Source organism: Pseudoalteromonas sp. 2CM28B (assembly GCF_023161935.1).
Map to the genome: position 1 here is coordinate 18,988 of NZ_JALNTH010000030.1, position 24,846 is coordinate 43,833.

Below are 24,846 nucleotides of genomic sequence, written 5' to 3' on the forward strand. Positions count from 1 at the left end.
GCACCTACAAAGCAAGAACATGACCAACTAAAAAATAACAATAATTTTCAGTGATTTAAAAAATAAAGGTTTAAAAATAAACATTGAAATGTGCGGGTTTCCACACATAAAAAATACTCAATATCACCATTTCCACCCATTAATCGGTGAACATATCTCGATTAAGGTTATATTTACTCATTTTATCGTAGAGGGTTTTACGCGCAATTTGTAAGGTTGTCATGGTGTCTTTAATGCTGCCATGGTTAAGCTCTAGCGCCTCTTCAATTAAGGAGTGCTCATAAAAGCTGACCTTTTCGGCTAGGCTCAAATCTAATGATAGCGTGCTGTTGCTTGAGTCACTTTGTGCAAATGCCAGATCGGGGCCTAGCAATACCGCGCGCTCGGCTTGATTTCTCAATTCCCGCACATTGCCAGGCCAATCGTGCGCTAGTAAACGTTGTTGTAGTTCTATATTGAGCGCCCCTAACGGTTTATGGAAGCGGGTCGCAGCAATAGAACTAAAATGCTTAAATAACAGTGGAATATCTGCCTTTCTGTCTCTCAATGCAGGAATACTGACTTTTACTAAACTCAATCGGTAATATAAATCGGCTCTAAACTCACCTTTTTCTACCAGCGAAAGTAAATCGACTTTGGTGGCTGCGACAATACGAATATCAAGCTCTATCGCTTTATTAGCACCAACGGGGGTTACTTTTCGCTCTTCAAGCACCCGTAGTAATTTAACTTGAAGTGATAAAGGAGTGCTTTCAATTTCATCTAAAAAAACGGTGCCGCCTTGAGCAAACTCAAATTTACCTTTGCGATCGTGTGTTGCGCCAGTAAAGGCTCCGCTGATAGCCCCAAACAGTTCGCTTTCTATTAATTGCTCTGGGACTGCGCCACAGTTAATAGCCACAAACTGACAGCTTGAACGGTTACTATGATCGTGTAAATAGCGAGCAACCAATTCTTTACCTGTGCCAGTTTCACCTTCAATCAGCACATCAGCTGGTGTATCAATCACCGTGTTGAGTAGGTTCATCATATGCTGCATTTTAAGCGTATCACCTAAAATACGCACACCGGGCGCCGACGTTTTCTCAACCGCGCGCTTCAGCGCTCTGTTTTCCATTACTAAAGCACGTTTATCTGAGGCTCTGGCAATACAATCTAATAAATTTTCGTTCAGTGGTTTTTCAAATAAATCATACGCGCCTAGTTGCATCGCTTTTACCGCAACAGAAACATCAGCATAACCGGTTAAAAATATCACTGGTAGTTCGCTATCGAATGCTTTTACCTGCTCAATAAACGTTAAACCATCCATAGAGGGCATGTTTATGTCACTAAGTACAATGCCACAAAAACTGCGATTTAAGCGACTTAAGGCAACACTTGCATCACTAAAACACTGTACCTCATACCCCTCGAGCGTTAATAGCTGATTCAATGAATCGCGGATCATCGCTTCATCATCAATAACAATAATCTTTTTGCAAACAACGGCTTCAATCATTTTTAGTGGCCTCTATGCTTGATAAACTAATAATAAATTGCGCACCGCCTTCAGGGCGATTATGTGCAGTTAAGTACCCATTAAATGATTCAATAATTTGCTTTGAAATCGACAAGCCCAGCCCTAAACCGTTACTTGATTTGGTACTATAAAAAGGTTCAAAAATAGACCCCAACACATGATGCTCAATACCAGGGCCACTATCTAATATAGAGAGCTTAACGCGCTCTTCAAAGCATTCAACATCAAAACTGAGCTCTCTAACTGACTCACCTTTCATTGCCTGTGATGCATTGGTGATCACATTAACCAATACTTGTTCAAACTTTAACGCATCGACCCACACCGTGATCTCTTGCGAAAACTGCGGTGCACTTACGTTAACATCGTCTTGTTTAAGTTGCGGATGGGTGATCATCAACGCATTGTTTAATAACGCCGACAATGGATGAGGCCGAAGTTGCATGGTCGCCGGTTTACTAAAGTGTTTAAGCTGCGCCACTATTTTATGCACCCGCTCTACCAAATTCTCAATAATGATTAAGTTTTCACTTAATGCGTTAAGCCTTCCCTTTTTTAGGAAAATTTTAGCACTGGCTAAATAGGTGTTCATTGCGCTGAGCGGTTGGTTAATTTCGTGATTAATGCCCGCACTCAATTGCCCAATAGTGGCTAATTTTGCCGACTGTACTAATGCGGTTTGGGCTTTTTCGAGTGCTTGAGTACGCTCTAGTACTTCGAGCTCTAAACTGTGACGCGAATACAGTAATTTTTTATACCCGGCAAAGCGTGCCAATAAGCTATATCCAACAAAAATAAACACCCAATAAAATAACACTAGCCATAGTAATCTAGGCACCTGTAAGGCGTTAATGTTTGAAATATCAACAAGCACTGTCATGGTTGCATTCAGATGAGTTAAGGGTCTTGAGGCGGCAACGTATTCATCTTTAGCAATTTTAAATTGCTCAATGCCTTGGCTTTTGTAGCGCTGTTGCTTAATTTGTAGCGGTTGATGATCTAAGTAAGCACGGCGCTGTTTAATATCACGACGCGCGGTAATATCAAGCTCTGTAAAACTATTTAAACGCCATGCGGGTTCATCTGACATGGCAATAATATTATCGGCAAGTTGCAAATAAAAATGGCTTCCTTTTGAGGTATTTAAAAGCGAACGATCGTTTTCAAATTTAGCGACATTAGTTTTAAGCGCCACCACGCCAATGGCTTTTCCATCTAGGTAAATAGCTTGGGAAAAATAAATTCCGCGCTCTTTTGAGCGCTGACCAAGTGCAAAGTATGCGACCTTTTCACCGGCAAACGCTTGTTTAAAATAAGGTCTAAATGCAAAGTTACTACCTAAAAATGTATAGTCGGTTTGCCAGTTACTACTGGCAATAACATCGCCATGAGTATCTAGTATGTATACATCTGAGGCACCACTGGCTTGTTGAATATCAGCAAGGTAATTGTTAATTGCATTAAAGTGTTGTGATTCATTATTAGTAAAACGAATCAATACGTTATTTTCAATTAGCAGCTGAGGGATAGCCGCAAATCGAGCGAGTTCGTTATCGATATAATTATTTAATTGGATGACTTGTTGATCAGCTTGAATTTTGGCTTGCCCTAAATCATAAGCACGACCAAACGAAAAGGTGATCACCAATAATAGTACTAACAATATACAGGCAAAAATAATTTTTTTGGGGATGGAGAACATAAACGCCTATGACAACTATGATGCCAATAATAAGTAATAGCCAATATTGTAACGAGTTATCCCCCTATGCAGAAGAAACTTTTTGTTAACAATTATACTGAAACTAAAAAACCGTGAAATATTACATTCCACGGTTTAATCACCTTTTAAGGTGTGCTGTTTTAGCTTAATTTACGCTTTTGCAACGACAGGTTTGTCTTTAAAATATTTGTATAAGCCAATTAATGAGGCTGCAATCCAAAATATTTCAATCACAAAGCTTGCTAAGTTAAAGTTATAACAAAGGCTAATAAGTAACAAAATAGCGCCACTTAAATTCATTAAGTTATACGTTAAACTTTTAGGTGAAACTTTATTTAGTTGCAGCAAAAAAAATGAACCAACCACTAAAAAAGTACCACTCATACCAACAATATCAAATAAAAGTGCGATCACACGTCTATCCTTTTCCATTTTAAAACCCAACTGACTGGCCCAATCCATGGGGAGGGTTTTTTTCAATCATTGAAACAGCAAAACCAGCGAAGCTTACCAGTGAAATAAAAGCAAACAAGGGCTTATGTCCGCCCCGCACTACTTTAGGCTATAAACGAAAGCTTTATTTAAAAGTAACTTTACCACCAATCATTTTATAGGCAGGGGTTCCTCTTATAATTGTGGGGCGGGCAAAAGGTCGTTCACAGCCTGGGCATACACATTCAGTATGGGTGTGATCTTGGGTTATTCTTTCTATAAAACATTTTACTAAAGCACCTTTGCCACCTTTACGGTATTTGAATAACGGTGCCTTACACGCAGAACAAAATATATCGACCGTTTTTGTAGGCCCTTTTTTATTGGGCTTAGCCATACTTCCTCAATAATTACTTTACGATTAGTTAATAGCATAATGCTATCACATCAGCGGTAGAAAATAATGAATGGCTGTTGCGCTAATATATTTTTTAAACAGTCGGTAGATAACTCTACTTTATAAACAATTCGCTTTAGGCTTTTATCGATAAACGGGTTAATTTAGCTGATAACACATTCATATTAAAAGGCTTTACGATAAAGCCTGACACTTTAGCATTAATCGCTTTTTTGACAGTCGAAGAACTATCTTCACAGGTCACCATAAGTACAGGAAGGTTTTTCAGCTCGGCATCTTTTCTAATATTATCAAGTAAAGTAATGCCATCCATTTTAGGCATATGAAGATCTGTTATAACCAAATCAAACATTTGATTTTGCAGTATGTTTAATGCTTGAAGCCCATCTGTGGCTTCTACTATATCTATATAATCTAACCTCCTTAACATATTAATTAATACATGACGCATTAACGGCATATCATCAACAACAAGTATTTTCATGCGTATGTTTTACCAAAATAGCTGCGAGCAAATTTTCATTAAAACAAAGTAAAGGCGACACGTCAATCTAAAAGGTATTAACAAAAACGTGTTATGTGTAGTAACAACATTAGTTAACAATACCTATTGCCGCAAGTAATCAGATGGATACTTGTATCCCCTTATTTTAGCTAAACAAAAGTTTAAAAAATTCCAAACGAAGCTTGGGTTATATGTGCTAAGCTTTTTGCACTTAGTGTTACTTCTAACCCGCGTTTTCCGGCACTAACATATATCATTTCAAAATCTAACGCACTGGAGTGTATGTATGTTTTTAGCCGCTTTTTTTGGCCAATGGGGCTAACTCCTCCCAAAATATAACCGGTACTCGCCTGCACTTTTTGTGGGTCTGCCATCATCACTTTTTTTACTGCACAAAGCTTCGCAAGCTGTTTTAAATTAACCTGCTGAGTGACGGGAGTCACCGCTACAATAAGCTGTTGCTCTGAGGTTTCTAGCACTAGGGTTTTAAATACTTGGGCGCTGTTAAGATTAAGCTTTTCAACCGCTTCGAGGCCGTAATTAGTATTGTTTATATCGTGCTCGTAACTAAGTATGTCAAACTTAATATCGCTTTTTTTTAGCTGCTCTATAGCGGGGGTCATCTGATAAAGTCCAAAAATAAATTTCCCTAATAATTTAGCACATTAAACATAAAAAAACGGCGCTAAAAAAGCGCCGTTTTTACTAAGGTCTATTGATCCTGCTCATTACTTAGTTAAGTCATCAAAAAACTTTTTAACCCCATCAAAAAAGCCTTGCTCTTTAGGGCGGTTTTTTGAGCTGTCTTTGCCCATACTTTCATCTAATTCTTTAAGTAAGGCACGTTGACGCTCGTTTAAATTAACTGGCGTTTCAATCACAACCTTACAAATTAAATCGCCTTGAGCGCCACTGCGTACTGACTTAACACCTTTGCCACGCATACGGAACATTTTGCCCGTTTGTGTTTCTGACGGTATTTTAAGCTTTGCACGGCCATCAAGCGTTGGTACTTCAATTTCACCGCCAAGGCCTGCGGTGGTAAAGCTTATTGGTACTTCACAATATAAATTGTTGGCTTCACGAACAAATATTTTGTGTTCATGAACAGATACTTGCACATACAAGTCACCTGCTGGTGCACCATGCATGCCTGCTTCGCCTTCACCTGATAAGCGAATACGATCGCCAGTATCTACGCCTGCCGGGATTTTAACCGATAGCGTTTTAGTTTTTTCTACACGGCCTTGCCCATGACATTTATTACAAGGATCTGAAATGATCTGACCTTGTCCATGACATGTCGGACAGGTTTGCTGCACGGCAAAAAAACCTTGGCGCATTTGTACTTGGCCTGCACCATTACAGGTTGTACATGTCTTTGGCTTTGAACCCGCTTTAGCACCACTGCCATCACATGGTTCACAACTAACCCAAGTAGGTACTTTAATCTCAACGTCTTTACCACGAACTGCTTCTTCTAAACTTAAGTCCATGTTGTAACGTAAATCTGAGCCACGTTGCTGACGTGATTGACGTCGACCACCGCCGCCACCAAAAATATCACCAAATACGTCACCAAAAATATCACCAAAATCACCTTGGCCGCCGCCAAAGCCACCGTGACCACCGCCACCACCTTGTTCGAAGGCTGCATGGCCGTATTGGTCATACATTTGACGCTTTTGCGCATCAGTCAGTATTTCGTAAGCTTCTTTAACTTCCTTGAATTTAGTTTCAAGGTCTTTATCACCGGCGGTACGATCGGGGTGATATTTCATCGCTAAGCGTTTATACGCTTTTTTTATGTCTCGCTCACTCGCATCTTTGCTTACGCCGAGGACTTCGTAATAATCGCGTTTTGACATATCTATCACACTACTCTTTTCTATTTACAGCGTTAGCTGCTGGACAAACCGATAAATCATATCGATTTATCATTGAATTTTTAAAGCGTTTTATTCGCTTCTCTTTACATGCAAAAGGCGCGTTAAGCTTTAGCCTACGCGCCTCATGTGTTCATCCTAACTCAAACACTTGATTTGGTCATGTGTTTTAAATTAGCGAGAAGCGTTAGCAACAATTACTTGTCGTCTTTAACTTCTTCGAACTCTGCATCAACAACATCGTCATCTTGTTTAGCTGACTGTTGTTCACCAGCGTCACCACCAGCTTGTTGTGCTTTAGCTTGAGCGATTTCCATTAGCTTTTGAGACTTTTCAACAAGCGCTTGCGTTTTCGCTTCAATCTCAGCTTTGTCGTCACTCTTAATCGCTGCTTCTAGGTCAACAACAGCCGCTTCAATCGCGTCTTTGTCTTCGCTTGGCAGTGCATCACCCGCTTCTTCAATTTGCTTACGTGTACCGTGAACAAGTGCGTCAGCTTGGTTACGTGCAGCTACTAACTCTTCAAACTTTTTATCGTCTTCAGCATGCGCTTCTGCGTCACGAACCATCTTTTCAACTTCTTCATCGCTTAAACCAGAAGATGCTTGAATAGTGATTTTTTGCTCTTTACCTGTATCTTTATCTTTTGCAGATACATGTAAGATACCATCGGCATCAACATCGAATGTTACTTCGATTTGTGGCGTACCACGTTGTGCTGGGCGAATACCTTCTAGGTTAAATTGACCTAGAGATTTATTGTCGCTTGAACGTTTACGCTCACCTTGTAGCACATGAATGGTTACCGCAGACTGGTTATCTTCTGCTGTTGAGAATGTTTGCGATTTCTTAGTAGGAATCGTGGTGTTTTTCTCAATCAGTGCCGTCATTACAGAGCCCATTGTCTCAATACCTAGAGATAATGGTGATACGTCTAGTAATAGTACGTCTTTCACGTCGCCAGCAAGTACACCACCTTGAATCGCTGCACCTACTGCAACTGCTTCATCAGGGTTAACGTCTTTACGTGGCTCTTTACCAAAGAACTCAGCAACTGTTTTTTGAACTAGTGGCATACGTGTTTGACCACCTACTAAAATGATATCGTTAATATCATTTACAGATAAATCAGCATCCGCTAATGCACGTTTAAGTGGCTCAATTGACTTAGTTACTAAGTCTTCTACTAATGACTCAAGTTTAGCACGCGTTAGTTTAACGTTCATGTGCTTAGGACCTGTTGCATCGGCAGTTACGTACGGAAGGTTTACTTCTGTAGATTGTGCAGATGATAGTTCGATTTTCGCTTTTTCAGCCGCTTCTTTAACACGTTGCATAGCAAGCGGATCATTTTGTAAATCGATACCTTGGTCTTTCTTGAATTCAGCTACTAAGTAGTTAATTACGCGGTTATCGAAATCTTCACCACCTAAGTGAGTGTCACCATTTGTCGCAAGTACTTCAAATGTGTGCTCGCCTTCAACTTCATCAATTTCAATGATTGATAAATCGAAAGTACCACCACCTAAGTCGTATACCGCTACTACGTTTTCGCCACGGTTTTTATCCATACCGTATGCAAGGGCTGCAGCTGTTGGCTCATTGATAATACGTTTTACTTCAAGACCCGCAATACGACCCGCATCTTTTGTAGCTTGACGTTGTGAATCGTTAAAGTATGCCGGTACTGTGATTACCGCTTCAGTTACTTCTTCACCTAAGAAGTCTTCAGCCGTTTTCTTCATTTTTTTCAGTACTTCAGCAGAAATTTGTGGTGCAGCGCGTTTTTCACCGCCTGCTTCTACCCATGCATCGCCATTATCTGCTTTGATAATTTTGAAAGGCATGATGCCGATATCACGTTGTACTTCTTCGTCTTCAAAGCGACGACCAATTAAACGTTTGATTGCAAATAACGTGTTTGTTGGGTTAGTTACCGCTTGACGTTTTGCAGGTTGACCTACTAACGTTTCACCGTCTTGCGTATAAGCAATAATAGACGGGGTTGTGCGATCGCCTTCCGCATTTTCAATAACACGTGCTTTGTCACCATCAAGTACTGCAACACAAGAGTTAGTAGTACCTAAATCGATTCCAATAATTCTACCCATGAATCTTCTCCAACTTCTAAATTCGTTAATACATTCGATGACTAGTTAATAGGGATGCCACAAAGTTAATTCAACTGTAAAAATGAAAAAAAACGCATTTTTTTTAATTTATTTACTAAATAACCCTAAAAAGAGTAGGGATTGCTGATTTTTTGTAATTTGGGAGCTTATTTTTTGTCTAGTCTGATGAGTTTGGGTGTGATATAAATTTAGCAAATAACAGCAAAAGGACATTATTTGTGCACTTTGAACAATTATTAAAACAAGCTGCCCAAGCGAGTCAGGAAACTGACCCGTTAACCAATACCATGCAGTTTCCTGCTAACTGGTGCCAAGGCCGTACTGCTTTTGGTGGCCTCTCTGCTGCGTTACTTTATCAAGCAATGCGCAATAAAGTTGATTCATCAAGAAGATTGCTTTCTTTAAGTACAAACTTTGTAGGGCCATTATTGGCTGAAAAACCGTTTTCATTATCGGTAGAAATATTACGTGAAGGTAAAAGCAGTACCCAAGTGCTCGCCAAGGCTATTCAAGATGATGCGGTGTGTGTCATCGTGCAGGCCTGTTTTGCAAAAAATCGTAACTCATCAATTAATGTGCCGGTATCAAAGTCGTTAACCTTACACCCTGTAAACGAAGGCCATTGTTTAGGCTTTGTACCTGGGAAAATGCCAGAGTTTTTTCAGCATGTTGATTTATGCCCACAGCAAGGCGCCATGCCGTTTAGTAGTGCGCAAACCTCTCACCTTGGTGGTTGGATGCGATTTAAACACAAGCCTGAAGAAATTACAGAAGCTCATGTTATTGCTCTTACTGACGCATGGCCGCCAACATTACTACAAATGTTTAAGCAACCAGCACCGGCTAGTAGCATGTCGTGGTATTTAGAGTTTGTACAAGCGCCTAATTTAGTGCCAGGTGAATGGTTGGGTTTTGAAGCAATCACTCATCATTCAAAAGATGGCTACGGCTTAGAAGATGGCTGTATTTGGTCACAATCGGGGGAGCTTATTGCACTCACCCGTCAAACTGTTGCCTTATTTGATTAATTAAAGAGCAGTGAAGTCGCGCTGAGTATATTGCTTATCTAAGTTAAGCATGATGGTGCGATATTCACCACTTTGAATTATGTTGGCCAAGCCTTTATCAAACTGCAGTCTCAGCAAATCATTGTTAAAATACGCAGGCCTTGCCACAGGTTGAAAAATAGCATGAATAACAAAATCTTTAGTGGCATTGGCTTTTTGATATTCCTTTAAATAGTGAAGAAATATAAGTCTATCGAGAATAGTCGTATCAACCCACCCTGCCATTAAATGGTGTATCTGCGCTTGTTGATTGAATACTTCTTCATAGCCTCTCAAGTTCTCTAAGTTGTGACCAAATTCTTTAGGTAAATAAGCAGGCGCATTTTGAAATGCTAAAACACTTTTAGTCGCCAGATCGTAAATAGTATTAATAGTGAAGTTACTCTTTTTAAGACTCACTACCACATTCTCATAACTAACAACCGATTGGCTTCGATATATGCCAGCAATTAAAATACCCGAGTAATTCAATGCAATATCAACATGGCCTTGATTCAATAAAGCATCTGCACGCTGATTTGACATGTAATGTACATCAACCTAATTTATGTCTTGATTGTTAAGTGCTGTCTTTACAATCTCGAGCTGAATACCTGAATCATTTTCACTTATTACATAAGGCGCAACAGTAGGGTTAGCCGCAATAATGACTTGGTGCTGCTTAATACCATTAACAAATGCAAAACTATCGCCACATAAACACACTAAGGCCAATAAAAATACAATTTTCACTCTTTCACCTAATCCGTTTTTATTTTCAGTTATTGGGGTTACTTTTCTTTAGTAATTTAGCCGCAGCGTTTGTATTTAACTATTATTTATAGCAATATTTAAATTATTAAATTAATTACAAGCTAACATTTTGCAAACTGCCTGCCCAAGCTGTGATCTTATCATTGATATTCCCGAGATTAATGCCAAACAAGTGGCATTGTGCCCACGCTGTAGCCATAAGATCCGCGGTATTAACATAAACCATGACACTGAAATAGTCGCACTGAGTTTAAGCGCATTATTAATGTTGCTCAGCAGTATGTTTTATCCGTTTATCTCTTTTAGTAGTAATGGCATTACCCAAACTATTACCCTGCCCGACGCAGCACGGATTTTATTTAACTATGATAGTGACCTACTTGGCTTATTTATCGATATCAGCATTATTATTTTACCTATGAGTTTGCTGATTATTTTGATCCCTTTGCATTTAGGCGCACTCAAAGCACTGCCGCAAGCAGTTGCAAGAAAGCTATTAAAATTCACTTTAACGCTAGAGCCTTGGATCATGTCAGAAATATTTTTGATTGGTGTTTTAGTTAGCATGGTAAAAATAATGTCATTGGCTGAGGTTAGCTTTGGTATCAGCTTTTTTGCCTATGTGGGATTTGTTATTTTTTATATTAGTGCATTAACGCGTTTAAATCGTGCTAGGCTGTGGTCACAAGTAAGCCCTGTCACTACACTTCAAAATACTTCAAACACTGAGCGGGCTATTGATGAGAATATAAAAGCCTGCCATGTTTGCCATCAACTGAGCGTTGAATCAATCTGTCCTCGTTGCCACAGTAAAACGTATTTAAGAAACCCCTACAGCGTACAAAAAGCGGCTGCATGGTTAGTTACTTCTCTGATTTGTTATATTCCTGCGAATTTGCTCCCTATTATGTACACTATTAGCCTAGGGGATGAAACACCTGCAACCCTTATTTCGGGTGTTATTACGTTATGGAATAGCGGCTCATACCCTATTGCTATTATTATATTTTTTGCCAGTGTGGTGGTACCGTTAGCCAAAGCGCTTATTTTGAGCTTTTTGTGCTTTATGGTTACAAAACCTGCCAACCTGCATACAAAAGGTTACACAAAAGTGTATCAACTTACTGAATTTATAGGTAAATGGTCTATGATTGATGTGTTTGTTGTGGCTATATTAGTTGCACTAGTGCAGCTAGGAAACTTAATGTCGGTTACACCCGGTTTGGGCATCGTCTTTTTTACCGTTATGGTATTATGCCAAATGATGGCGGCACACGCATTTGACCCTCGCCTACTGTGGGACTCACCAAAAATAATAACGCAGAGAATAAAGCATGATTAAAACAGCTAACGTAGCACAAAAACCAAGTATTTCTGCAATTTGGATCATTCCTGTGGTTGCCTTATTTGTTGGTGTTTGGATGCTTTATCAGTATCAATTAAATAAAGGGCAAACAATCTACATCACTATGCCCCAAGCCGAGGGGATTATTGCTGGTAAAACAGAAATTAAAGTGCGAAGTGTCAAAATAGGTCAAATTGATCACGTCCGCCTTTCTGATAGCCAAGACAGTGTAATAGCCCGAGCACAAATAGATAAAAACTATGATAATTTACTCACCGAAGATGCCAGTATTTGGGTAGTAAAACCACGCATTGATGAAACTGGGATCAGTGGTATGAGCACCCTACTTTCAGGGGTTTATTTAGAGTTTTCACCGGGAGAAAGTAGCCAACTTAAAAAACGCTTTACCCTGCAAGAAGAGCCCGCATTAATTGGTAAAGATGTTCAAGGTGGGCGCTTTAAGTTACTCAGTTACAATGCTGAAGTACTTGATGTGAGTACTGGCATATTTTTTAAAAACTACAAAATAGGCCAAATAGAAACCGCCACCTTTGATTGGAAAAACCAAGCAATGCAATACGGTATTTTTATTAAAGCCCCCTATGAGAACCTGATCACCTTAAACTCTATTTTTTGGGTTAACTCAGGTATTGAAATAGATCTCTCTGCTGATGGCATAAATATTAACACCGGTTCACTAAGCAAATTATTAAAAGGTGGTATTTCTGTTGGCTTACCTGATCAGCAAGCCCCTGGCGATTTAGCACAAGATGGTCATAGCTTTTCTTTGAGTCAAAGTTATAAGCAAGCTTTAGAAGAGCGTTTTTATGATTTTGATTATTACCTTATTGAATTCGAACAATCGATTAGAGGACTCCGTGTTGGTGCGCCAGTTGAGTATAGAGGTACACGCGTCGGCACAGTGGTTGAAGCGCCCACCAATGTAATTATAGATGGGAAACCGGCTCATTTTCGCGCCAAAAATACCGCAGTTCCAGTATTGATAAAAGTAGAATATGGTCGTTTATACCATATCACCTCGGTAGCAAAAGAGTATTGGAAAACAAGCGTTAACGAGTGGATTAAAAATGGCATGAGAGCGTCACTTAAACCGGGTAATTTGCTAACCGGTGCAGTTTACGTCGATTTTGACTTTTATACCGACACCCCAAAAAGCGAGCTTAAAAAACTTGCTCAATACGATGTATTTCCTAGTGTATCGAGCGGTATAACGGTACTTGCCGATCAAGTATCGGATGTACTTAATAAAGTGAATAACTTAAAAATTGAAGACAGTTTAGCCAAAATGCAAACTACGTTTAGCGAGTATCAAGCTCTGGCCAGTGAGATGCGCACATTATTAAATAAGCCCGATACACAAAATTTACCTGGCGACTTTAATCGTAATCTCGAAAAAATAACCAAAAGTATGGAACAATTTGAAATAACCATGCGCCAGTTTGACAAAACCATGGCAAGCTATCAAGCAGGCTCTCAAGTGCACTACCAACTTGAGCAAACACTACTACAAATTAAGCGTTTAACAGAAGAGTTTCAGCCTCTTACTCGTGGCTTAAACGAGCAACCTAATATGCTCATTTTTGACAAATCACTACCTAACGATCCACAACCGAGGAAGCAATAATGAAAGCACTATTTTTACTTTTAACGGGTGTGATCTTTATCAGTGGTTGCAGCTCTGCTATTCAAACAACAATTCAGTATTACCAATTTGAGCAGCCCATTAATGACTCTTCGCGAAATGTGCAAGATACACAGGCACAACTGCGCGTGCAAACAGTTACCCTAAGAGGCGCATTGAATAATCGGGGTATTGCTATGAAAGTAGATAGTAATCAAATCCATGCTGCTAATTATCATCTATGGGGTGAGTCGCCAGATGTTATGCTCAGTGCCAGCGCGCAGCAAACATTATTTAATACCATGACAAACTGGATGGTTATCAAAGGCTTACCCGTTATTACCGACCAACAGCAACAAACATTTTACGAATTAGAATACGAACTACACCACTTTAACGGTGATCTGCAAGGTAATGCAGATATTTCAGGTCTATGGCGTTTATACTACACTCACCCAGAATCGGGTAGGCGTTTACTAAGCATCCATAATTTTTCATCTGTTATGTCAATCGATGCTGATGGCTATGATTCATTGGTGGCTACTCTTGAAAAAATGTGGCAACAAATCAACATCCTTGCGGCAAAAGAAATTGAAAAAGCGCGAATTTAATATTTCTCTGTATTAAGTAAATATACATCTACCGCAATGTTAGTGCTTTTTATTATAACTTGACCTTGGGTTTTAAAACCGAGCTTTTGTAATACATTTTTTGATGCGCGGTTATCACAACGGGCGATCGCCGTAACCTGTTTAATCCCTAAGTTTTGTCTATGGTTTAGCAAGGTATTTGCCGCTTCAAAAATATAGCCCTTTTTTTCAAAACCGTCTTTTAGCGCATACCCTAAGTCGGGATATTGCAGAACAGCTCGCTGATAAAACCCAACAATACCAACTAGTGTTTCATCATGTAATGCGATTATATAAGGCCCAAAGCCATGCTGCTTATGGGCAGATATAAAACTGTCTTTGATGTATTTTTTAGCGTCGTCTAAGGTATAAATACCTTTATCACCAATGTATTTAGTGAAATTAGCCTGATTAACCAACTTAAGTAACTCCGCCGCATCTGCTATTTGTGCGAAGCGTATGTGTAAGCGCTCTGTTGTAAAAGCAATATTCAAAATAACTCCTGATAATATTTTTCACGACCTGATATTTTTTTATTGACTGAAATAAAAAAGAAGATTATTTTTGCGCCGATGTTTTTAAAGGCACAACAATAGCGGCATGCATTCCTTTCGCCGGCTGGCGCCAAAGCCAACGCGTTTCACTAAAACTATTAATTTAACATAATTTTTTAAGTGCCCTTCACGCGTGCAAAAGCAGTGACTTGGAAAATGATTTAACAACGAACTTATCATCTTCTTTGTTTTTGTATAAGCAGTTTACTTTTTAAATCTGCTTTTAATTTTGTGATCTTATAAATGCTTGAACCTTCTGCGTTAACTCTACTGCCACCTGCGGTAGTGGTTGTATTGGCTGTTGTTTTACGCCGCCCTATTTTATCGTTGCTGATTGGTGCATTAGTTGGCTTTATTTTAGCTGACCCTAGCAAAGTTCTCTCAAATTTTGCCAGCACATCACTCAAAGTAATGACAGATGAAACCATTGGTTGGTTAATACTTGTGTGTGGCGGCTTTGGTGCGCTTATTGCCTTATTAGTGCGTACTGGAGGGGCTTCAGCGTTTGGTAGTTTGGCTTTAAAGTACACCCGAGGTAAACGATCCTCCTTATTTATGACCTTTTGTTTGGGTGTCGTGATATTTATTGACGATTATTTAAACGCGCTTACCGTGGGTGAAACCATGAAGCGGATCACCGACAAATTCAAAGTGAGTCGTGAAATGCTCGCTTACGTTGTTGATTCAACGGCAGCGCCTATTTGTGTACTCGTCCCTTTGTCAACGTGGGCTGTATTTTTTGGTGGCCTGTTAGTGGATAACGGCATCGCAGAAGAAGGCAAAGGCATTGCCGTTTATATTCAAGCCATTCCGTACATGTTTTATGCCTGGTTTGCGGTGTTGACTGTGGTGCTGGTTATTGCCGGCGTGATCCCTACTTTTGGCCCAATGAAAAAAGCCGAGCAACAGGCGCTAAGTCACGCTCCTATTTTAGAGCCTGTGATTTATACTCAAGTACAAACCGCCGATGAATATGCAGTAAAAGCAGCGGAAGAACACTTTGAAGATGCGGATCCTAAAGGTAAGTTATATAACTTTTTGTTGCCGATTATTTTATTAGTTGCATTTACCGTATATTTTGAAATAGATGTGTACAAAGGTCTATTAGCGACAATGGCTGTCACTTTGCCATTTTATGCGTTACAAAAATTAATGAGCTTCAGCGAAATGATTGAGCGTATGCTGGATGGTTTTAAAAGTATGATCCCCGCAATTGGAACCGTGATTGCCGCCTTTATTTTTAAAGATGTATGCGACTTAATTGGCTTGCCACAATTTGTGATTGGCAGCTTAAGCCCGTATATGACCGCTGGCTATTTACCTGCGGTGGTATTTATTGCGATGTCGATATTAGCGTTTGCGACGGGTTCAAGTTGGGGGATTTTTGCGGTTTCAATTCCTATTGTCATGCCCCTTGCGACGGCGGTTGATGCAAATATTCCATTGGTGATTGGCGCATTGCTTTCAGCGTCTTCATTTGGTAGCCAAGCCTGTTTTTACTCTGATTCAACCGTACTAGCAGCACAAGGCTCTGGCTGTAATTTGATCACTCATGCTATAACGCAATTACCTTATACCTTAATTGCTGCAGGCTTTGCCATCATTGGCTTTTTACTTATGGCCTAACATGGCAATGGTAGCCATTTTACTAAAACCATAATTAACGCCGTTAAAACAAAACCCAGTCAACAATGGCTGGGTTTTGTTTGGTTTTTGAGTAATTTCAACTTACTTTTGCAATTTTATATCGCTGTAGTAAGCATCTAAACTTGTCACTTTAGTTTGGTTTGGCAAATCAGCAAACTCGCTATCACTAAACTTACTGCCACGTAATTGCACATTTAAGCGGGCTGCTTGTGGATTTAACATGGTTTGCTGGTAGTAGTCTTTAATATCAGCAAGGGTGACTTTTTCTACTTCTGCAATTAACTTTTGTTTTGAATCAAAATCAAAGTTCTCACGGTACCAATCGTTAATCAATGGACTCATTTCGTCGCTTAAATTCTTTGGCTGTTCTTTTAACGATACCAAAGTTGCATTTTTAAGCTGTGCAAATGTTTCTTCACTCATAGCATTAAGCTCAGAAGCGTACTCTTTTTTGAACTTATCAAAGCGTACTTGAATTTCTTTTGGCCCTTTAACCGGTGTTTGAATAAACAAACCAATACCAGAGTAATCCTCAATAGGACGTGCTAACGCCCCTACCGCATAAGCTAGTTGTTCTTCGGTACGCATTTTGTCAAACGCGATTGTTCTAAAGTGTCCTTGTAAAACCGCCGCCTGCGCTTTTTGTTTGTAACCTGGCGTTGGGTGAATGGTCATATCGACAACGGCTACATCGGCTACATCAATATCTTTGTGTAATACGCGCGCTTCACCCGGTTGCGGTAACCACGCTTTACTGCGAGCAAACTCAGATTTTGTATGATTATTTGGTAAGATAGCCGTTAATTCAGCAGCAATGGCATCAATATCTTTTTGATCATAGTTACCAAAGCTAAATACACGTAAGTTATTATTCGCTAAGGTGCTTTGTTTTAATGCTTGTAAATCAGCGAGTGTCAGTGATTGAGCTACCTTAATAAGCGCGTCAGTATCAAAACTACCGGTTCTAGTCAGTTTTGAATATTCACTAAACGCTTGTGCATACGGGAACTGTTTTTGCTGATTGAGTAAATCACGTTGATAACGGTCAATCGCTTGATTAAATGCTTGCGCTGAAATTTCATCGTCAAATCCAGCTAACGCTTGTTTAAGTAAAGTATCTTGTTTATCGGTAAAACCACTTAATGATAAAACTAAGCCATTGCTTGAGCTTAAATTAACATTCATACCGGCAATAGCCGCTTCGGTTCGTAGCTGACTTAATTGGGTGTTATATAAATCTGCCCACACAGAATAAAGGACGGTTGAGTTAATATCACGCAACCCTGTTTGTGTGTTTATATACACCTCAACTAAACCTTTAGGCTGCTCTGCAAACTGCTGGCTTGCTTGGCGCCAGATTTTTACACCGTTTTTATCATAGCTAAGCTCAGGGTGTTTTTGCTCTTTAAAAGCCTGCGTTTTAATTGCAAAACTCTCTGGCAGTAAATTGTTAACACTTGGTAAGGCTAAATTAAATTCACTTGGTTTTTCCCAGCTGGCAATTTCTGCGTCGCTAATATCGTTAATTTTATATTTGCCATCGTAAAAATGCAGCTCAGAATCTGTATCTTCCTGTTGAGAAATATACCAGATGCGCAGTGTATCGGCATTAAGTTGCTTAAGTACATTGTTCACCGCATCAGCGTCAAACTTAGCATAGTAGTACGGTGCGTTTATCGCATGATTTAACGGATAATCTTGCATGCTTTGAGTCAGCGCACTGACGTAGCTAAACTCATCGCCCTTTTCTAAAAATTTAAACTGATTATTTAAAGAAGTGCGAATTTCATTAAAGTACTTACTATTAACGCCCTCACGCTTAATCAAGTCAATATATTGCATGATTGTCGCGACAATTGATTCGCGGTTTTTCATGCCTTCATCAGTCAGCTCTATATTCACATTTAAAGAGCCATAGTTACCATATTGATTTGGTGAAGCAGACGCGGATAACTGCGATACCCAACCTTTATCACGTAATATTTGCGCTGGACTACCTGGCATTTCATTGCTAAGTAAATAGGCAACAAAACGATTAGGTTTTACTGCAAATTCAGTTTGATTATTAGTAATTGTGAAATCGAGTTGTAATTGTTTAACGTCTTCGTTTGGCGAGTAAAAAACACGTTTACCACCGGCATTATCAAAATCTAGCTTGGCTGATACTTTTGGCTTTTCAATATTTTTATTTTTAATATCAGCGAAATATTTTTCTGCTTTTTTCTGCATTTCTTCAAGCGGTAAATTAGAAATTAACGCCACTTTCATAATATTTGATGAATAATATTTATTATAAAAATCAACAGTTTCTTTGTGTAATGAACTATCAGCTTTATCGCCTAACGTTTCAAGGTTACCAATTAAGAATCGATTAGCTGGGTGTTCACCCATCATTTTACGTGCAAGTTTAAATTGGCCAAAAAAGTCCATTTCACGACGCATTGACCACTCAGCATTCACTGCGTTTTTTTCTTTTTCTGTGTATTCTGGGTAAAGCTTAGGGGCTTTAAAAAAGTCTGAAAAGCGGTCTAAGCCTTCATCAAACGCATCGTTATTAATTTTAAACATGTAGTTTGTAATATCGAGCCACGTATAGGCATTATGCGCCCCACCGTTTTTAGTCATAAAATCGGAGTACCCTTTAGTGTCAGGGTAGCGCTCAGTGCCTAAAAACAACATATGTTCTAAATAATGCGCCATTCCTTGTTGGCTCATTGGGTCGTGCAGCAGGCCGACACCGACACTCAATGAAGCAGCTGATTTTTCTGCGCTTGGATCAGAAACTAAAATCACTTCAATATCATTGGCAAGTGTTAGTGTTTTGTATTCACGATTATCGTTAGGGCTTACAACAAGCGTTGGTGATAAAAGTGATGTTTGTGATGATTGAGAAAGAGTGGCGGTATTCGAACAACCGCTTAATATTGCCAGTGCAATTGCACTTAAGCCGATGATGTGTTTCATTTTAGTTATATCCATTGCTGTTAAATATGGGCTTAGTGTTATAAAAAGACTAAATCACTTATAAGCTACCATTATCTATTAATACTATGCTACTAATTAGCACTTAATTGTGTAACACATTGTGAATAGTTAATATAAATAATAAGGTAAGTTATGGAAAAGATAATAATAATAGCCATGTTCGTTCAGGTAACACTTTCATTAGTTGTGATGGTAATAATGGGAAAACGACGTTTTGCGGCGGCTAAAAACAAACACATACAGCTAAGTGACTTTGCTGCTATGCGCCTTGATAATGCGGGCGATCATGTCAGAGTCGCTGATCGTAATTTTAGTAATCAATTTGAAATACCTGTGCTTTTTTATGCGGGATGTTTGCTTGCTTTACAGCTTAATATGGCGAGTGTCCCTATTGCAGTATTGGCGTGTATATTTGTAGCGACACGCATTATTCATAGCCTCATTCACCTTGGTAGTAATCATTTAAGAGCCCGTTTTAGAGTATTTTTGCTAGGCTGCTTAGCTGTGTTTGTAATGTGGGTAATGCTACTGGTGAGCGTACTTTACAACTAAAAAAACGGCGGCTATGATAAGTCGCCGTTATTTTTACGGCTTATTTAGTGCGTTTTAACCTAGGTGCTACAAGCAATAGTGCGCCTAATAACCATGCCATACTGCCACTAGAGTCTGAACTTTGTGGTGGTGTCACTTCTACGTTATCAATTAATGTATTTTCTTTAGGTGTTAAATTTTGTGCTGAATTAGGATCGTCATCAAGCACAACCACCGTTTGTATTGATACTAAGTTTTGATTACTAATAACCACATTTTCATCTGAACATTGCTCTTTAGTAATACCAACCAATGGTACCTCTGCACAATGAACTAAGGCCGCTATTTTATCTAAAGTTTCTTGGCTTTGTGCTGTTATTTGTCCGAAAACGGTAAACCCACCATTTTGTAAATCTAAGTTTTGGCTGTTATCACTCATATTAAAAAACCATTGGCTAGTGGCGCTGTTTTCATTGCCGCCCTGCTTTGCCATGGCAATTGTGCCTTTTACATTAGAGTAAACAGGTTCGTTAATAACCGCTGGCTTGGTTGTAATGGGATCCATTTCATCAGAAAAAGTAAAACCTCCCCCTTGAATGACAAACTTATCAACAGAGCGGTGTATTACTGTTTGATTATACGCAGCATCATTAACATAACTTAGGAAGTTTTCTACTGTTTTAGGTGTTTGTTGATCAAACAAGTTAATTTCTATCGTTCCTTGGCTCGTTTGCATTTCGACTATGGTTGCTGCGCTTGAAAAGCTCGCTGCAGTTAAAATTGACGCTAAGATAAGCTTCTTCATTATTATTCCTATTTTTTATTGTCATTAGGCGTCATAGAATAGTGTGATTCATTTTATAAATCGATACATAAGCACTTAACGCTACAATTCATATCAAAGTAATTACACTGCAGTTACAACTGTTTACATTTTAATTTTAAACACGTTATGAATAGTTAATTGTCTGAGAGCCTTGCAATACATCAAGGGGACTCTTTTTTAATTAACTTTAAGCCTAGCAAGGTACTTAAAAAGCCCCTTATTAATCACTCTTTTTTTGTTATTATCAGCCTACACAGTGATAGGAGTAAATATAATGGCAAACAACACGACTATTTGTGACTTTGGGCTACACCAAGGTGAACCATACACCCAACTTCCCGTCAGCTTTTTGAAATGGATGATTGATGTAAATCATCAAAAATCTCAATACGCACATGATGAGCTCGCACGCAGAAAACGGGTTGTAGAGCAGCAACGTGAAGCCTCATTGGCTGAAAAAACATGAATAAGTGCGTTTTTTTAAACTCGAACTAGTTTAAACTAGCCGCCTACTATACTGAGTTTTGTTAATCGATAGGTATTTTATGCGTACTCTTGTTTTTCTCATTTTATTTCTTGGTTTATATGGCTGTGCCAGTGACTCTGTCAATAAACCTGCAGTACACTACTTAACTGTTCTTCATACCAATGATAATCATGGTCGTTTTTGGCATAATGAAAAAGGCGAATATGGTATGGCTGCGCGTAAAACCCTAATCGACCAGCTAAGAGCCGATGCAAAAGCACAAGGGCATCAGGTGTTATTATTATCAGGTGGTGATATTAATACTGGTATCCCTGAATCAGACCTGCAATTTGCTGAGCCTGATTTTAGAGGCATGTCGAAAATTGGCTATGACGCAATGGCACTAGGTAATCATGAGTTTGATAATCCATTAAGTGTATTAAAACAACAACAGCAATGGGCTAACTTCCCTCTTTTATCGGCTAATATCTTTGATAAACAAACTAACGAAACTATTTTTGAACGTTATAAAATATTCAACAAAGGCGGCTTAACCATTGCCGTAATTGGGTTAACAACGACAGATACCGCTAAAATTGGTAACCCGCAATACATTGGTCACTTAGATTTTAAAGATCCGGTTGAGATAACCGCCTCACTTACCCAAACATTAAAAGCAAAATACAATCCCGATATTACTATTGCGGTAACGCACATGGGGCATTATGTAGATGCCAATTATGGGATAAATGCCCCAGGTGATGTTACGCTTGCTCGCTCTTTAGATAAAAATGCCCTTGATATGATCATTGGTGGCCATTCCCAAGAGCCAGTGTGTATGGCTGCAGAAAATGTCACAGATGAGAATTTTAAGCCAGGTTTAGCCTGTAAACCTGATCAGCAAAATGGAACCTGGATAATGCAAGCCCATGAATGGGGTAAGTATGTGGGTAAAGCGGAGTTTAAATTAGAAAACGGTCAATTATCACTGCTAAGTTATCAATTATTACCGGTTAATTTGTACGTAGATAAAAAGCAAAAAGACGGTAGCGTAAAATCCGTACTTGCTGCAAATTACATTAAACCAGATCTAGAACTACAAACCTTTTTAGCGGCGTACCAAAAAAAAGGTGCAAAGCAAATTGAAGGTAAAATTGGCTTTGTGAATGACAGACTCGAGGGTGATCGTAACAAAGTACGCTTTGAACAAACTAACCTTGCTCGGGTAATTATTCAAGCGCAAATGAATACCGTAGGTGCCGATTTTGGCATTATCAGTGGTGGCGGTGTTCGCGATAGCATCAATGCGGGTGACGTGAGTTATAAAGACATACTCAAAGTACAGCCTTTTAGAAACCGTGTCGCCTATATCGATTTCAAAGGCAATGATATTTTAACCTATTTAAATGTCGTGACGCGTTTCCCACCAGACTCTGGAGCCTACATGCAATACCACAACCTAGCCTTTGAACTTAAAGAGGATCAAGTAACTAACGTGTTCATCGCCGGCAAGCCGCTTGATATAAACAAAACATACCGCATGAGTATTAATGAATATAATGCTTCTGGTGGCGATAGTTACCCTAAAATTACTCACATGAAAGGATTCGTAAGCACCGATGAAACGGACGCTCAGGCATTAAAACGATTTTTTGCAGAGCACAGCCCTGTTGATGCACATGAGTTTGCACCTAAATAGTAATCTGTATTGAACAACGATGAGTGTCATTGATATAGTAATGACACTCATCGTTGAGATTTATGTGCTAACCAGGCCAATTTAAGCTCTCTTAATCAGAGTTATTGTTAAGTAGCAAACCACGATTACTTTCCTATTATTTCTATATTTCCTTGACCCACATTTGCTAACCCATAACTGTGCATTCGTGAGCGTGAGCCCTCTCCAAATGCTTTCGGTGGGTAGTATAATCCCTTTTGTTCAGGGCAATCATTTAACACGTCATCCAGTGCGGCACGAATTTCACTTAATGTTTTCTCTAGACTGTTATTAAAGTTTGGACGCTTTCTTACTGTATGACCAAGCTCAACTAAACGATAGAAATACTTATTGGCAAGCTCTATCAATTCCTCGGGTACATTCTTGTTATGATTAAGCTTGATCTCTGAATTGTTAGTGCAATATTCAACAAGCGCTAAATAAAAACATAGAGGTTTGTTTGCCAAAGCCACTTGGTGCTCCAAAGAAGCGCTACTCGATAAGGTTTTACTTTTTAAATCAATGATCAGGGTTAATGGTTTTGACTCTGCAGTATTTGATTCTGCGTGAATAACCTGCTTATCATCATTTTTGTTGATATAGGCTAATTTTATTAGGTATGTTAGTAATATGCTAAGAATAAAAAGCATCCCATAAATAGCCACCACATCATGCGTAAAATACGGCTGCCTCAAAGACAAAACAATAAACACCACACCATTATTACTATTTAACTCTCGAACAAACTCTGTGGAAGTTTTTAAAGAAGCATCAAATTCATGTTGTGGCGTTATAGCTACAACCTCAATACCGGTTCTATCAATAAAGGTGTTTAAGATTTGAATATAATTAAGTAAAGCTGCTTTATTACCTGAGTGTTTAAGCAGCTCATTTGATAAATCTAACAAAGGTAAGTCTAAAGCGATTCGTTTTTCTATTTGTATTATTTGTAATTTATTTACTTGCTGTTGTTTTTGCATTGTCGAAACATAAAAAACAGACGAGAAAACCAAGAATAAAAAAATTGTGCATATTATCCATATTAACCTATTCATTACGACTCCCCTATAAAGGTAACGGGGTAACTATTGCACTGCCAATATGGCTCAACATCTTGATAATATTGAAACGATTGTTCTTTAGACATACTCAATAAGTGAGACTGTACAGCACAGAGTAAATCAGTATTGTTGTGCTGCATTTTTAAGTACCAACGGGTGCCTGCCACATTACTACTAATAGGCGTAATATAATTTTTTGAAAAACGCTGACTGTCACTTTCTCTCCAAAAAGAGGCAATAAGGTCTACTTCCCCGTTCGCCAATAATTCTCTCAATTCATTATGTGAACTCGCATAGGTTATTTTTAGATGAGCAATGTTTAGGCCTAGCTCTTTAAAGGCTTGTTTGGGTAAAATGTGCCCTGAGCGACTCGTTGGATAATCTAACAGACCGATTTTTTTATCTAAAAAATATTGTTTGCTGATCTTTGGTTTTTCTTTTGAAGAGATAAAAAACGCAGTGTAATCAGAAAAGCCAACCACAGGCTGATAGTTGTAAGTAGATTCAGCCTTAAACGCATCCATAATATTATTTTTCGCTAAAATTAAATCTGCAATACCTTTACCTACAAACTCTAAGCTATCAACGGTTCTATACCCCCAATAGCCAATGACAGAGCCATACTGTTTTGCCACTACTTTGTCACCACAGAGATTTTGAGTAAGTAATTGAGCAACGTATTTTGAGGGGGTAAATACTATAAGTTGACTCTTATTAGCTGTTGCCGTTGTTTGACATGTCGTTGATGTCTCAATTATTACTGGAAACGTTATATCTTCCTCGCCCACAATAACTTGACCTGAAAACCAACTTAGCAACACGCCCAGAAACATAAATGTAACAATCGCTGTTTTATGCAACATTAACTTCTTAATATTCAAAAAACACCCGTTTAAATTAGAGTAATAACTCATTTGAACAATTTTAATTACTTATTACAATAGGTAATTTTACCCATTAAACACAACCCATTGAATATAAATAATTTTAAATAAGAAAGTATGA

22 protein-coding genes and 1 pseudogene are annotated in these 24,846 nt (G+C 38.8%); 8 read left to right on the forward strand and 15 right to left on the reverse strand.

All coding sequences use genetic code 11. The features are described from left to right. Positions 1–139: 139 nt before the first annotated feature. From MTN96_RS27345 to dnaK, 8 genes are all read right to left on the reverse strand, one after another. On the reverse strand, positions 140–1,501 hold the full coding sequence (locus MTN96_RS27345; RefSeq protein WP_248533407.1) for a sigma-54 dependent transcriptional regulator: 1,362 nt from the start codon (positions 1,499–1,501) through the stop codon (positions 140–142). Further along, positions 1,494–3,224, reverse strand: coding sequence for an ATP-binding protein (locus MTN96_RS27350; RefSeq protein WP_248533409.1), 1,731 nt, complete (start codon positions 3,222–3,224; stop codon positions 1,494–1,496). The genes MTN96_RS27345 and MTN96_RS27350 overlap by 8 nt, the downstream gene beginning before the upstream one ends. A gap of 171 nt (positions 3,225–3,395) precedes the next feature. Next, positions 3,396–3,659 carry a hypothetical protein gene (locus MTN96_RS27355; protein ID WP_008112375.1) on the reverse strand — a complete coding sequence of 88 codons (264 nt, stop codon included), beginning with the start codon at positions 3,657–3,659 and terminating at the stop codon, positions 3,396–3,398. A gap of 163 nt (positions 3,660–3,822) precedes the next feature. Further along, positions 3,823–4,074, reverse strand: a complete 252-nt coding sequence (locus MTN96_RS27360) for a hypothetical protein (protein ID WP_013463170.1) — start codon at positions 4,072–4,074, stop codon at positions 3,823–3,825. Between the two features lie 136 nt (positions 4,075–4,210). Then, entirely contained in the window at positions 4,211–4,579 is a 369-nt protein-coding gene (locus tag MTN96_RS27365) for a response regulator (protein WP_138561211.1), read from the reverse strand. Between the two features lie 182 nt (positions 4,580–4,761). Then, positions 4,762–5,223, reverse strand: a complete 462-nt coding sequence (gene ybaK / locus MTN96_RS27370; RefSeq protein ID WP_248533411.1) for a Cys-tRNA(Pro) deacylase — start codon at positions 5,221–5,223, stop codon at positions 4,762–4,764. 105 nt (positions 5,224–5,328) lie between these two features. Then, positions 5,329–6,468 (reverse strand): molecular chaperone DnaJ, encoded by a 1,140-nt coding sequence (gene dnaJ, locus MTN96_RS27375; RefSeq protein WP_248533488.1) that lies wholly within the window; start codon positions 6,466–6,468, stop codon positions 5,329–5,331. A gap of 215 nt (positions 6,469–6,683) precedes the next feature. Beyond that, entirely contained in the window at positions 6,684–8,597 is a 1,914-nt protein-coding gene (gene dnaK, locus MTN96_RS27380) for a molecular chaperone DnaK (RefSeq protein ID WP_248533413.1), read from the reverse strand. A 239-nt stretch (positions 8,598–8,836) separates the two neighbouring features. Between dnaK and MTN96_RS27385 the strand changes: the two genes are divergently transcribed. Then, on the forward strand, positions 8,837–9,646 hold the full coding sequence (locus MTN96_RS27385; RefSeq protein ID WP_036983906.1) for an acyl-CoA thioesterase II: 810 nt from the start codon (positions 8,837–8,839) through the stop codon (positions 9,644–9,646). Here the strand turns inward: MTN96_RS27385 and MTN96_RS27390 are convergent, their stop codons facing one another. Together MTN96_RS27390 and MTN96_RS27395 are read right to left on the reverse strand one after the other, a co-directional pair. Further along, positions 9,647–10,210, reverse strand: a complete 564-nt coding sequence (locus MTN96_RS27390) for a transporter substrate-binding domain-containing protein (protein WP_248533415.1) — start codon at positions 10,208–10,210, stop codon at positions 9,647–9,649. Between the two features lie 15 nt (positions 10,211–10,225). Next, complete coding sequence (locus tag MTN96_RS27395; protein WP_193050423.1) at positions 10,226–10,417, reverse strand: hypothetical protein; 192 nt, start codon at positions 10,415–10,417, stop codon at positions 10,226–10,228. Between the two features lie 130 nt (positions 10,418–10,547). On the opposite strand from MTN96_RS27395, the pseudogene MTN96_RS27400 reads away from it, so the two are divergent. The 3 genes and pseudogenes from MTN96_RS27400 (at position 10,548) to MTN96_RS27410 (ending at position 14,036) form a co-directional block, all read left to right on the forward strand. Continuing rightward, positions 10,548–11,776 (forward strand): annotated as a pseudogene (locus tag MTN96_RS27400) (PqiA/YebS family transporter subunit). Continuing rightward, positions 11,773–13,428 carry an intermembrane transport protein PqiB gene (gene pqiB, locus MTN96_RS27405; protein ID WP_248533417.1) on the forward strand — a complete coding sequence of 552 codons (1,656 nt, stop codon included), beginning with the start codon at positions 11,773–11,775 and terminating at the stop codon, positions 13,426–13,428. Before MTN96_RS27400 ends, pqiB begins: the two are co-directional and overlap by 4 nt. Beyond that, positions 13,428–14,036: a PqiC family protein gene (locus MTN96_RS27410; protein ID WP_214552201.1), complete on the forward strand. Its 609-nt coding sequence runs from the start codon at positions 13,428–13,430 to the stop codon at positions 14,034–14,036. The genes pqiB and MTN96_RS27410 overlap by 1 nt, the downstream gene beginning before the upstream one ends. Here the strand turns inward: MTN96_RS27410 and MTN96_RS27415 are convergent. After that, positions 14,033–14,548, reverse strand: coding sequence for a GNAT family N-acetyltransferase (locus MTN96_RS27415; protein ID WP_248533419.1), 516 nt, complete (start codon positions 14,546–14,548; stop codon positions 14,033–14,035). The genes MTN96_RS27410 and MTN96_RS27415 overlap by 4 nt on opposite strands. Before the next feature lie 303 nt (positions 14,549–14,851). Between MTN96_RS27415 and MTN96_RS27420 the strand changes: the two genes are divergently transcribed. Beyond that, on the forward strand, positions 14,852–16,234 hold the full coding sequence (locus tag MTN96_RS27420) for a Na+/H+ antiporter NhaC family protein (RefSeq protein ID WP_248533421.1): 1,383 nt from the start codon (positions 14,852–14,854) through the stop codon (positions 16,232–16,234). Between the two features lie 102 nt (positions 16,235–16,336). On the opposite strand, the gene MTN96_RS27425 is transcribed toward MTN96_RS27420, so the two are convergent. Then, entirely contained in the window at positions 16,337–19,219 is a 2,883-nt protein-coding gene (locus MTN96_RS27425) for an insulinase family protein (RefSeq protein ID WP_248533423.1), read from the reverse strand. A 153-nt stretch (positions 19,220–19,372) separates the two neighbouring features. Between MTN96_RS27425 and MTN96_RS27430 the strand changes: the two genes are divergently transcribed. Further along, positions 19,373–19,792: an MAPEG family protein gene (locus MTN96_RS27430; RefSeq protein ID WP_028834120.1), complete on the forward strand. Its 420-nt coding sequence runs from the start codon at positions 19,373–19,375 to the stop codon at positions 19,790–19,792. 40 nt (positions 19,793–19,832) lie between these two features. Here MTN96_RS27430 and MTN96_RS27435 read toward each other — a convergent pair whose 3' ends face one another. After that, positions 19,833–20,576 carry a peptidylprolyl isomerase gene (locus MTN96_RS27435; protein ID WP_008112351.1) on the reverse strand — a complete coding sequence of 248 codons (744 nt, stop codon included), beginning with the start codon at positions 20,574–20,576 and terminating at the stop codon, positions 19,833–19,835. A gap of 295 nt (positions 20,577–20,871) precedes the next feature. Here MTN96_RS27435 and MTN96_RS27440 point away from each other — a divergent pair, with 295 nt between their 5' ends. Both MTN96_RS27440 and ushA read left to right on the forward strand, forming a co-directional pair. Further along, positions 20,872–21,063, forward strand: coding sequence for a hypothetical protein (locus MTN96_RS27440; protein ID WP_036983896.1), 192 nt, complete (start codon positions 20,872–20,874; stop codon positions 21,061–21,063). 79 nt (positions 21,064–21,142) lie between these two features. Further along, positions 21,143–22,762 (forward strand): bifunctional UDP-sugar hydrolase/5'-nucleotidase UshA, encoded by a 1,620-nt coding sequence (gene ushA, locus MTN96_RS27445; protein WP_248533425.1) that lies wholly within the window; start codon positions 21,143–21,145, stop codon positions 22,760–22,762. A gap of 125 nt (positions 22,763–22,887) precedes the next feature. Here ushA and MTN96_RS27450 read toward each other — a convergent pair whose 3' ends face one another. Both MTN96_RS27450 and MTN96_RS27455 read right to left on the reverse strand, forming a co-directional pair. Further along, positions 22,888–23,835 carry a hypothetical protein gene (locus tag MTN96_RS27450; RefSeq protein WP_248533427.1) on the reverse strand — a complete coding sequence of 316 codons (948 nt, stop codon included), beginning with the start codon at positions 23,833–23,835 and terminating at the stop codon, positions 22,888–22,890. Next, on the reverse strand, positions 23,835–24,704 hold the full coding sequence (locus tag MTN96_RS27455; protein ID WP_214552654.1) for a hypothetical protein: 870 nt from the start codon (positions 24,702–24,704) through the stop codon (positions 23,835–23,837). Before MTN96_RS27455 ends, MTN96_RS27450 begins: the two co-directional genes overlap by 1 nt. Positions 24,705–24,846: the final 142 nt, after the last annotated feature.